This is a genomic window from Streptomyces sp. TRM68367 (genome assembly GCF_014495685.1).
Classification (GTDB): Bacteria; Actinomycetota; Actinomycetes; order Streptomycetales; family Streptomycetaceae; genus Streptomyces.
Map to the genome: position 1 here is coordinate 1 of NZ_JACTVI010000168.1, position 9,193 is coordinate 9,193.

Sequence of the window (9,193 nt, forward strand, 5' to 3'; positions counted from 1 at the left end):
GCTCCAGGCGCATCAGCACACCGACAAGCCATTCCCGCTCGGCCCGGCCCTTCGGGCGAAACTCGACCTCCTGCTTGACGGCCTGGCGATGCCTCGGTCCTGACGGCATCTCAGGACCGACGGCACGCCAGCGACTGCCCCAGAAGGTGCACTACTGGTCCATGGGCCTGTCTTCCTCCTTCTCGCCCGACCGGTGCGGATCACGCGTCGGATCCGGGCGCGTTCGCGCTGCGCCCACGACGGCGGAGCAGCAGCAGACCTCCGACGAGGGCCGAGGCCCCGGCGGCGGACCAGGCCAGGACGTCGCCCGCGCCGGTGGCGGCCAGATCGTCGGGTGCGCCGCCCTGCGGACGCGTCCCGCCGCCTGCTCCGCTGCCCGAGGCGTCGGCGCGCGAGGCACCGTCCGCCGCCTCGGCCTCGCGTGCGGCGCCCGGCGTGGAGAAGCGCACGTCCTTCGGGTCCCGGGTGTAGGTCAGCGTGCCGTAGCCGAGGTGGTCGTAGCTCCAGCCGGCCCCGCCGCGGAGCCCGCCGCCGTCCTCGGGCATGAGCTTGTCCCTGTAGGCCGTGATGTTCGGGACGTCCAGCCCGCGGCGCACCGCGTAGTGGTTGTGGATCAGGGCCCAGATGGGGCGGGCGCTGCCCCTGCCCTGGTCGCTGATCTCCGGTTCGGTGTGCAGGCCTGCGGGCTGGCCCTCTCGGCGCCGGCCTACGCGGCGCGAGTACGAGGTGTACGGAACGTCCTTGCCGAGGTTGTAGCGGGCGACGTACTCACAGCCCTTCATGAACCGGTTGTCGGCGTAGCCGTACAGATCCTCGCCCAGGTTCCAGGCCATCTCGCAGAGCGCGCCCATCCAGCCGACACCGGCCATGGTGTGCTCCTGGTCCCTGCCGCTCTCCTCCCACTGCCCGAGGACGACGCCGTCCGCCTCCTCGTGCAGGATGGGGACGGCCCGCTTGACGCAGCCGTTGCCGTCGCCGTTCTTGAAGTACTCCACCGCCCGGTCGATCTTGGCCTGGTCCTCGGTGAGCCCGCCGATGGCGATGATGGACGCCAGGGTGCACAGTTCCCAGTTGGCGCGGTAGTTGGTGGGGACGGCGTCGTTGTGGTTGACCAGGAAGGAGTCGTTCATCGGGTAGAAGATGTCGACCATCATGGACTGGAACCGGCCGAGGTCGAATCCGTCGTAGTCGCGCATGATCTCACCGGCGTTGGCCAGCTGATACCCCTGGATGCCCGCCATCAGGTACCGGCTGGAGTCCCCGCGGAGTTCCCTGAGGGTGGCCGACCAGCCGTTGAGGATGTCCCGAGCCTTGTCGGCGTGCCGGGTGTCCCCGGTGATCTTCCAGCGCAGGGCGTTCTGGTAGGCCGCGGCGGCGTCCCGGAAGAGCAGGTGGACGTTCGCGCCCTCGGCGGCGCGGGTGACGGTCGCGACGGGCCGCGGCCGGTAGTCGGTCGCCGAGTCCCGGCTGCTCAGCAGCCGCTTCCAGCCGTCCGTCCAGGGCTGCGCTCCCGCCTTGACCTTCTCGGCCATCCGGTCGAAGTCGGCCTGCGTGTGCAGCAGCCCCGGGTGGGCGAACCCGCCCTTCGGCGCCGCCGGCACGGCTGAGGCGGTCCCGGTGGCCGCCCCGATCACACCGGCGCCGGCACCGGCCGCACCGGCGAGCTTCAGTATCCCGCGGCGGCTGAGTGAACGGTCGGTGGTGGATCGCTCCATCGAATGTCTCCTGATTCCTTCGCCGGTCGTGTGTCAAGGAGACGCGCGCCTCACCGGCGGATAACAAAAACCGTGCCGGTTCGGTCGGGACCGGCTGGGCTGCGCGCTCGCCATCCTGGTGGGAGCCCTCTGGATGGTGACGTTCAGCGGGGAAGCCGACCGCCCGGTGGCACATACCGCAGCCGCCCGTTCTGGTCGGTCATCGGTGTGTACCCGGCGGCCAGCAGGAGGGCGGCGTACTTGGTTCTGTAGTGCCGGTTGACGGCGAATCCGACGGGCAGGAGGGCCATCAGCGCGGCCCAGACGGTGCCGGCGAGGACAATGGCAGTGGTGCCCGCGCTGAGCGCGAAGCCGATGGGCACAGCCAGCGGAACGGCGGCGAAGCCTGACAGCAGGATCAGCTGCTTATTGGTGTACATGGCGGTGATGTCGAACGTGATCCGGGCCTTGAGGAGCTCGACCGCTTCGGGCACGAGGGGCGGCAGCGCGCCCCCGTCGCTCGCGTTCGGGTACTGCGCCCAGTTCTGCGCGGCCCGCGCGCGGGACTGCGGGCTGGGGTCGGGCACGATCAAGATCACCAACCCGTTGCCCTGCGGCCCGCCGCCCTGCCATATGTCTGCGTACTCGTACCCGAACTGCTGGGCGGTGAAGACGAGTCGGGTGAGATTCTTCATTGTCGACATGGCGGGTTTGACCTCGACGGGCTTTCCGCTCGCCATCTGCCGCAACATCTTCCGCACATGCCGCTTACCCACCGGTCCCCCCACCACCCACACGGCCCTGGCAGTCGCCGACAGTGCCGTCATTTCCCATGAACATCCACAAGCTTGCCGCAACAATCGCCGCCGCGACCGCATGGAGCGGGTGACGAGAACCTCACTCGCGCTCTCAGCCGCGGTCGCAGGCGCGGTCGTCGACGGGCACCCAGCCTCCCGCTTATGGGGCCGCTCGGATGCCCTTACCCGGTGGGCGGGCGGGTAGGGTCGGTGAAATGCCGAGAGTCAAGGTCAGCGTGATCATTCCCGTCTACAACACCGGGAAGTACGTCGACGAGTGTGCGCCGTCGCTGCTCGGACAGAGCCTTCCGACCGACGAGTACGAGGTGATCTACGTCGACGACGGGTCGACGGACGACACGCTCGGCCGGCTGGAGAAGATCGCGGCCGCGCATCCGAACGTCCAGGTGCACACGCAGCCGAACTCGGGGTGGCCGGGCGCCCCGCGCAACCTCGGCCTGCAGCACGCCAAGGGCGAGTACGTGCAATTCGTCGACCACGACGACACGCTCGGCCCCGAAGCCCTGGAGTGGCTGTACGAGCACGCGAAGCGGAATGACGCCGACGTGGTGCTCGGCAAGATGTCCAGCACGATGGTGCGGCCCCGGCGGCTGTTCCGGCACACGGTGGACGCCTGCACGATCGAGAACGACGAGCTGATGCAGAGCATGTCGCCGCACAAGATGTTCCGGCGGGCCTTCGTCGAGGAACACGGGCTGCGGTTCCCGGAGGGGCCGTGGATCCTGGAGGACCTCTCCTTCGTCAGCGCCGCCTACCTGAAAGCGGAACGGATCTCGATCCTCGCCGACTACCCCTGCTACTACTGGATGAAGCGGGACGACGGTGGCAACAACACCCAGCACCGGTTCAACCCGCGGCACGGGTTCTGGCGCAACTGCCGCACCATCGTCCGCCAGATCAAGGACGGCACCGCCCCTTCTGACGACGTCGACGCGCTGCAGAACCGGCTGCTGCACCGCCTTTACCACGTGGAGATCCTCTCCCGGACCCGTGAGCCCGAGATCCTTCGCGAGGACCCGGCCGAGCAGCGGCAGCGCTTCGAGGCGGCCCGGGAGCTGGCGCTGGAGGAGTTCCCGGCGGCCGTGCGGGAGGGCCTGCCCGCGCTGTCACGGCTGCGGGCCGAACTGCTGGAACGCGGCGACTTCGACGGGGCGGTGGCGCTCGCGGAGCGCGTGAGCGAGGTGCGGGCCCGCAGCGAGGTCGGCGCACTGCGGTGGGAGGACGGCAGCCTGGTCGCCGACGTCACGCTGGGCCTGCTGCGCGGGGACGGCGAACCGCTGGCCCTCGTCGAGCGGGACGGGAAGCGGTGGCTGGACCCGGAGCTGCTGGACGGCGTGCCGGGGACGGAGGACGGCTGGGAGGTCCGTGATCCCTTCCGGCTGGCGTACGCGGAACTGGTGGTGAAGGACCGGGACCGGGAGGACTGGTGGTACCCGGACGGCGACCTGGAGGTACGGCTGCAGCCCCTCGGTGAGGGACGCTCTCAGCTCGTCGCGTCCGGGCGGCTCCGCCTCGACCCGGAGCGGCTGGCCGGTGGCCGACCGCTGGAGCGCGGGGTGCACGACGTGTGGGCGTACGTCCAGCTGCTGGGCGTCGACCGGATGGTCCGCCTGACCGGTGACGGCGCCCCGGGCAGTCCGGCGGCTGGTCCGGCGCTGACCGGCGGGCGGCTCGCGCTCCCGTACTGGACGGGCAGCGGCCAGCTCGCCCTCGACGTCGACCAGCGCCAGCGCAGGCTCGGCCCCGACACGACTGGTGCCGCCGCCGCGAACGCCGCGCGCGGCGAGCGGTCGCTCCCGCTGCCGTACGTGGCGGCGGCGCACAGCGTCCCGGCTCCCGTCAAGGTCACCGTGTCCGCCCTGACGGTGGAAGCCGAGCTGATCCCCGGCGCCGACGGAACAACGGCCCGGCTACGCCTCCCCGCCCGCCTCAGGCTCCCGACCGGACGCCACCCGGTCACCCTCCCGAAGGCGGACGCCCCGGTCGCGTACGCCGTCGTACGCCACGGCGCCCTGCTGCGCCTGGAGGGCCCTGCGTACGAGGCCGGCGCCGGCCGCCGGCTCCTCGACGTGGTCGCCGACAACCGCCAGATCGGGCGTGTACGACGGCGGCTGAGCCGGTCTGACTGAGTGAGCGCTCGGGTCGTCCAGACCGGCTCAGCGCTGGTCCCGGGGGAGGTCACCGCAGCGGCCTGCGGACCCACACTTCTCGAGCCACCGGTCCCGGACCGGAACCGTCACGGGCGGCACGGGGGTCGAGTGGGCCCAGGTCGGCGTCAGCGGCTCGCGGAGTCCAGCGCCGACTGGAGTGACTGGCGGTAGCCCTCGCTGGTGTACGTGGCTCCGGAGACGGTGTCGATGTCGGCGCTCTGCGCGGTGAGCGCCTCTCTGGTCAGCTGCGGGACGGCGTAACTGAACTCGTGGCTGACCCGACGGCGCACCGCGCGGGCGGAGACGAGCCCGACCGCGCACAGGATGACGGCGCCGGCGGTGGCTTTGAGCATCTCCGGGTAGTCCAGGACCACGGTGAGCGTCTCGTCCACGATCGAGGAGCCGTCCTGGGCGGCGTACCCGAGAAGGATCAGCACGACGTGGGCCACCAGCAGACAGATCGTGTAGCGGCCCACCTTCGTGTGCCAGCGCGTGACCCGGTCCGCCCCGACCCGCTGCTCCAGGAGCGGGACGCGGGCCATCAGACCGACGAGGACGGCGCAGGCGTACCCGCACAGCAGTCCCGCGATCCGCCCGGCCCCCGTCAGCCAGCCCGAGGCGCCCACGACCGACCCCGTGTCGTGCCACCACAGGGCGATCACGGCGGCGGCCCCGCCCCACAGGACGGCGAGCACGGCCCCCACGGGGGAACGCCTTGGCGTGGGAGGAGCGAGGGCGGCCCTGCGTTGCGCGTACACCGTGGTCATCGGCATGTCCCTTCGACTCTCCGTACGTCCCTTCGGCCGTCCGGGACGACGCCGTGCCGCCCAAACCTCTGAGCCCGCTCTCAGCGCGCGGTGGGCGGCGCAGGACCCGCCGCAGGTGGGAAGGGCCGTACGGACGAGCCGACCGGCGGCATCGCGGACTCAGAGCGAACTCAGAGGTCGAGGAAGCGGCTCAGGGCGCGGCGAGACCGCATCCTGGTACCTGAGATGAACAGTTCCCGCCACCGCGGCTCCGGCCGCCCCGCTCTGACCCGGACCGACGGCGCCCCGCTCCGGGTCCTCGTCGTGGACGACGACCCCGACCTCGCGGAGGTCCTCTCCGGTGCCCTGCGCTACGAGGGCTGGGAGGTACGCACGGCGAGCGACGGCGTCTCGGCTGTCGCCGAGGCGCGCGAGTTGCTGCCCGACGCTGTCGTCCTCGACGTCATGCTCCCGGACACCGACGGCTTCGCCGTGCTGCGCTCGCTGCACGCCGTGCGCCCTGATGTGTGCGTGCTCTTCCTGACCGCACGGGACGCCGTCGAGGACCGCATCGCGGGCATCACGGCGGGCGGCGACGACTACGTGACGAAACCGTTCAGCCTGGAAGAGGTAGTCGCCCGCCTGCGCGGACTGCTGCGCCGCGCAGGCATGGCCCGGCAGACGGAGGACGGTCCGCGGCTGACCGTCGGCGACCTGGTCATGGACGAGGAGGCCCGCGAGGTCACCCGCGGCGGCGAACTGATAGAGCTGTCCCCGACGGAGTTCGAACTGTTGCGCCTCCTCATGCGCAACCCGCGACGCGTGCTCAGCAAGGCGCAGATCCTCGACCGCGTATGGTCCTACGACTTCGGCGGGCAGGCCCACGTCGTCGAACTCTACATCTCCTACCTGCGCAAGAAGGTGGACGCGGGCCGTCCGCCCATGATCCACACGGTGCGGGGCGCCGGGTACGTGCTCAAGCCGGTGGCCCGGTGAGGACGGGGCCGCCGCAGCGGCTCCCGCGTGAGCCGCTGCGGCGCGGGGCGAGGCGGTGGCTGCCGAGCCTGCCCCGGCCGCACACGCTGCGGGCGCGGCTCACCGTCGGCCTCGTCATGCTGCTCGCGGTCAGCTGCGCGGCCGTCGGGGTGGCGGCGGTGGTGGAGCTGAACGGCTTTCTCACCGGCCGTCTCGACCAGCAGTTGCACGAGGCGGGCGTGCGGTTCCCGGCGAGCCTGGAGCACGGCGGGATGCTGCCGTCCGACCACGACGGAGACGAGGGCGGCGACACCCGCCGTCAGGCCGCCAGAACGTTCGGCGCCCGGCTGGTCGGCGATACGGTCACGAACGCGGCAGTGGTGGCGTCCGGCAGCGGTACGGGCACGGTGACCGTTCCTCTTGGCGTGCAGGACAGGAGAGAACTCGCCGGCCTGCCGGCCGACGGCCAGGGGCACACGACCGAACTCTCGTCGCTGGGCGAGTACCGCATGATGGCGACCGCGGGCAGGGATGGGGACGTCCTGATCACCGGGCTGCCCATGGAGCCGGTGGCAGCCGCCGTCCACCGGCTGGAACTCGTCGCCGCGACCGTCTTCGGCGCGGCGCTCGCCGTCGCCGGCGTCGCGGGAGCCCTGTGGGTGCGCTGGTCGCTGCGACCGCTCAGCCGGGTGGCCGCGACCGCCACCCGGGTCAGTGAACTACCGCTCTCCAGCGGCGAGGTGGCGCCCGCGCCACGCGCGCCCGAGAGCGACCCGCGCAGCGAGGTGGGAGGCGTCGCCGGCGCCTTCAACGCGATGCTCGGCCACGTCGAGGACGCGCTGACCAAACGGCACGCGAGCGAGGAACGGCTGCGCAGTTTCGCCGCCGACGCCAGTCATGAGCTGCGCACGCCCGTGGCATCGATCCGCGGCCACGCGGAACTGGCGCTGCTGCACCCGGGCCCGGTGCCGCAGAAGGTGGCGCGGGCCCTGGAGCGCATCGAGGCCGAAGCGGCCCGCATGGGCGAGATGGTCGACGACCTGCTGCTCCTCGCCCGTCTCGACGCGGGCCGCCCCCTGGAACGCCACCCCGTCGACCTCACCCTCCTGGTCCTGGACGCCGTGACGGACGCGCAGGTCACAGGCCCCGGACACCGCTGGAAACTGGAGCTGTCCGAGGAGCCGGTGACGGTGCCGGGCGACGCCCACCGGCTCCAGCAGGTGCTGGCCAACCTGCTGGCCAACGCGCGCCTGCACACCCCCGTCGGCAGCACGGTGACCATCTCGCTGGAGATCGAGGACGGGACGGCGGTGCTGAAGGTCCACGACGACGGGCCGGGCGTCGCCGCGGACGTTCAGCCCAAGGCCTTCGAACGCTTCACACGCGCGGACCGCCGCCGCACCGAGGGCGCGGGGGGTGGCACCGGCACCGGCCTCGGTCTGTCGATCGTGGCAGCGGTGGCGGAGGCCCATGGCGGAAGCACCACACTCGAAAGCGGCCCGGGATCGACCACCTTCACCGTCCGGCTCCCCACAGGCGACGGGTGATCACGTGGGCTGATCTGGAGTGTCCATCGCGACCGCACATACCGTGTGTGGGAGGTGCGGTATGCCTGTGACCCAGATCGACCTCGACGACGACGCCCGACTACCGCGCTGTCGCCCGTCATGCATCCGACCTGAGTGAGCACTACGTCCACGACATCGCCTGATGCGAGGGCACTTTGACTTCAGCAGGTGGGGTTGGTCTGAGTCAGCAGGCCCATCCGCCATGGCAGCCGGATGTAGTCGCCGCCCGCGCTCGGGTCCATGCCCTGGTAGAGGAACCGGAGACGGCACGGGTCGATGGTGAGGGTCTGGTCGTTGTTGGTCCTGAGCAGCTCCCCGTGGCTGAAGTCCTGCGTCCAGGACGGTGTGCCGGACGGAAAGGTCACGTTGTTGGAGCGGGCGAACGGGTTGGACTCGCTCGCGTGCAGCGCGTTCCAGGGGCCGCTGAGGCTGCCGGAGGTGAAGGACCGGTACCAGCGCCGGCCGCCTGAGCCGATGGCCTCCTGGAGCAGCAGGTACTCGTTGGTGTTGCCGACCTTGTAGACGGCGGTGCCCTCGAAGAGGTTGAACCGGTTGGAGTCCTGGAGGGCGATGACGGTGTTGCCGAAGCCGTTCGGGAAGTTCGCCAGCGAGGTCTGGGAACGGTAGATGTGCCCGTTGTCGTCGCTGGAGAACAGGTGGCAGTCGGCCGTGTCACAGATGACCCAGAAGTCGAGCCAGGAGCCGTTGCCCATGTTCTGCTCGACGATGGGCGGCACGCTGCTCATGAAGTGGCGCGGTGCCGACCAGGAGGTCGGGTCGCTGGGGTCGCTGCTGACCGAGTACGAGGGCAGCCCCGTCTGGTAGACCAGATACCACAGCTTCTGGGGTTCGAAGTAGAACAGGTGCGGGGCGGCGCGGTAACCGGGACCGACGTCGGAGGCGGTGTCGAGGAACGTGTGCCGCGCGTTGGCGGCCTGGGCCCAGTCGGGGAACGCGAAGTGCGCGAGGTTCCAGCCCTTGCTCGGGCTGGCGGTGGTGGCGTAGACCTGCCACTCACCGTTGTGCCGGACCACGGTGAAGTCCTTGATCGCGGCGATGTCGTTGTGGCTCGCGTCCTGCCGCGGGCCCGCGAGCACCCCGCTGGAACTCCACCGCATCGACGAGGGCAGCGACGAGCCGGGGCTGCCGTCATTGCCGACCCGCACGAGTTGCCATTGCTGGTTGGTGCCGCCCCAGTCGGTGTACTGGACGATGTCGGCGCCGTTGCCGGTGGCGGCGTTC

General features: G+C 71.0%; 7 protein-coding genes and 1 pseudogene. 3 read left to right on the plus strand and 5 right to left on the minus strand.

All coding sequences use genetic code 11. The annotated features are described in order from the left end of the window. Positions 1–200: 200 nt before the first annotated feature. Positions 201–1,715 (minus strand): alginate lyase family protein, encoded by a 1,515-nt coding sequence (locus H8R17_RS43165; RefSeq protein WP_187828642.1) that lies wholly within the window; start codon positions 1,713–1,715, stop codon positions 201–203. 143 nt (positions 1,716–1,858) lie between these two features. Continuing rightward, the gene (locus H8R17_RS43170; RefSeq protein WP_187828643.1) at positions 1,859–2,434 is read right to left on the minus strand and encodes a hypothetical protein; all 576 of its coding nucleotides are present in this window, start codon (positions 2,432–2,434) and stop codon (positions 1,859–1,861) included. Between the two features lie 272 nt (positions 2,435–2,706). Between H8R17_RS43170 and H8R17_RS43175 the strand changes: the two genes are divergently transcribed. Next, positions 2,707–4,641: a glycosyltransferase family A protein gene (locus tag H8R17_RS43175; protein ID WP_187828644.1), complete on the plus strand. Its 1,935-nt coding sequence runs from the start codon at positions 2,707–2,709 to the stop codon at positions 4,639–4,641. A 146-nt stretch (positions 4,642–4,787) separates the two neighbouring features. On the opposite strand, the gene H8R17_RS49645 is transcribed toward H8R17_RS43175, so the two are convergent. Both H8R17_RS49645 and H8R17_RS43180 read right to left on the minus strand, forming a co-directional pair. After that, entirely contained in the window at positions 4,788–4,907 is a 120-nt protein-coding gene (locus H8R17_RS49645; RefSeq protein WP_399478058.1) for an FMN-binding protein, read from the minus strand. After that, a pseudogene (locus H8R17_RS43180) lies at positions 4,890–5,429 on the minus strand (ferric reductase-like transmembrane domain-containing protein); the annotation flags it as partial. The gene H8R17_RS49645 and the pseudogene H8R17_RS43180, both read right to left, overlap by 18 nt. Positions 5,430–5,654: 225 nt before the next feature. Between H8R17_RS43180 and H8R17_RS43185 the strand changes: the two are divergent. Together H8R17_RS43185 and H8R17_RS43190 are read left to right on the plus strand one after the other, a co-directional pair. Beyond that, positions 5,655–6,404 carry a response regulator transcription factor gene (locus H8R17_RS43185; protein ID WP_316959722.1) on the plus strand — a complete coding sequence of 250 codons (750 nt, stop codon included), beginning with the start codon at positions 5,655–5,657 and terminating at the stop codon, positions 6,402–6,404. Between the two features lie 116 nt (positions 6,405–6,520). Further along, positions 6,521–7,930 (plus strand): cell wall metabolism sensor histidine kinase WalK, encoded by a 1,410-nt coding sequence (locus H8R17_RS43190; protein WP_187828647.1) that lies wholly within the window; start codon positions 6,521–6,523, stop codon positions 7,928–7,930. 182 nt (positions 7,931–8,112) lie between these two features. On the opposite strand, the gene H8R17_RS43195 is transcribed toward H8R17_RS43190, so the two are convergent. Further along, positions 8,113–9,193, minus strand: a 1,081-nt coding sequence (locus tag H8R17_RS43195; RefSeq protein ID WP_223126127.1) for a non-reducing end alpha-L-arabinofuranosidase family hydrolase, incomplete at its 5' end; no start/stop codon positions are given.

Coding starts and splice junctions, on each gene's coding strand:
- H8R17_RS43165 (WP_187828642.1), bottom strand. CDS start 1,715: ATGGAGCGATCCACCACCGACCGTTCACTCAGCCGCCGCGGGATACTG.
- H8R17_RS43170 (WP_187828643.1), bottom strand. CDS start 2,434: ATGGCGAGCGGAAAGCCCGTCGAGGTCAAACCCGCCATGTCGACAATG.
- H8R17_RS43175 (WP_187828644.1), top strand. CDS start 2,707: ATGCCGAGAGTCAAGGTCAGCGTGATCATTCCCGTCTACAACACCGGG.
- H8R17_RS43185 (WP_316959722.1), top strand. CDS start 5,655: ATGAACAGTTCCCGCCACCGCGGCTCCGGCCGCCCCGCTCTGACCCGG.
- H8R17_RS43190 (WP_187828647.1), top strand. CDS start 6,521: ATGCTGCTCGCGGTCAGCTGCGCGGCCGTCGGGGTGGCGGCGGTGGTG.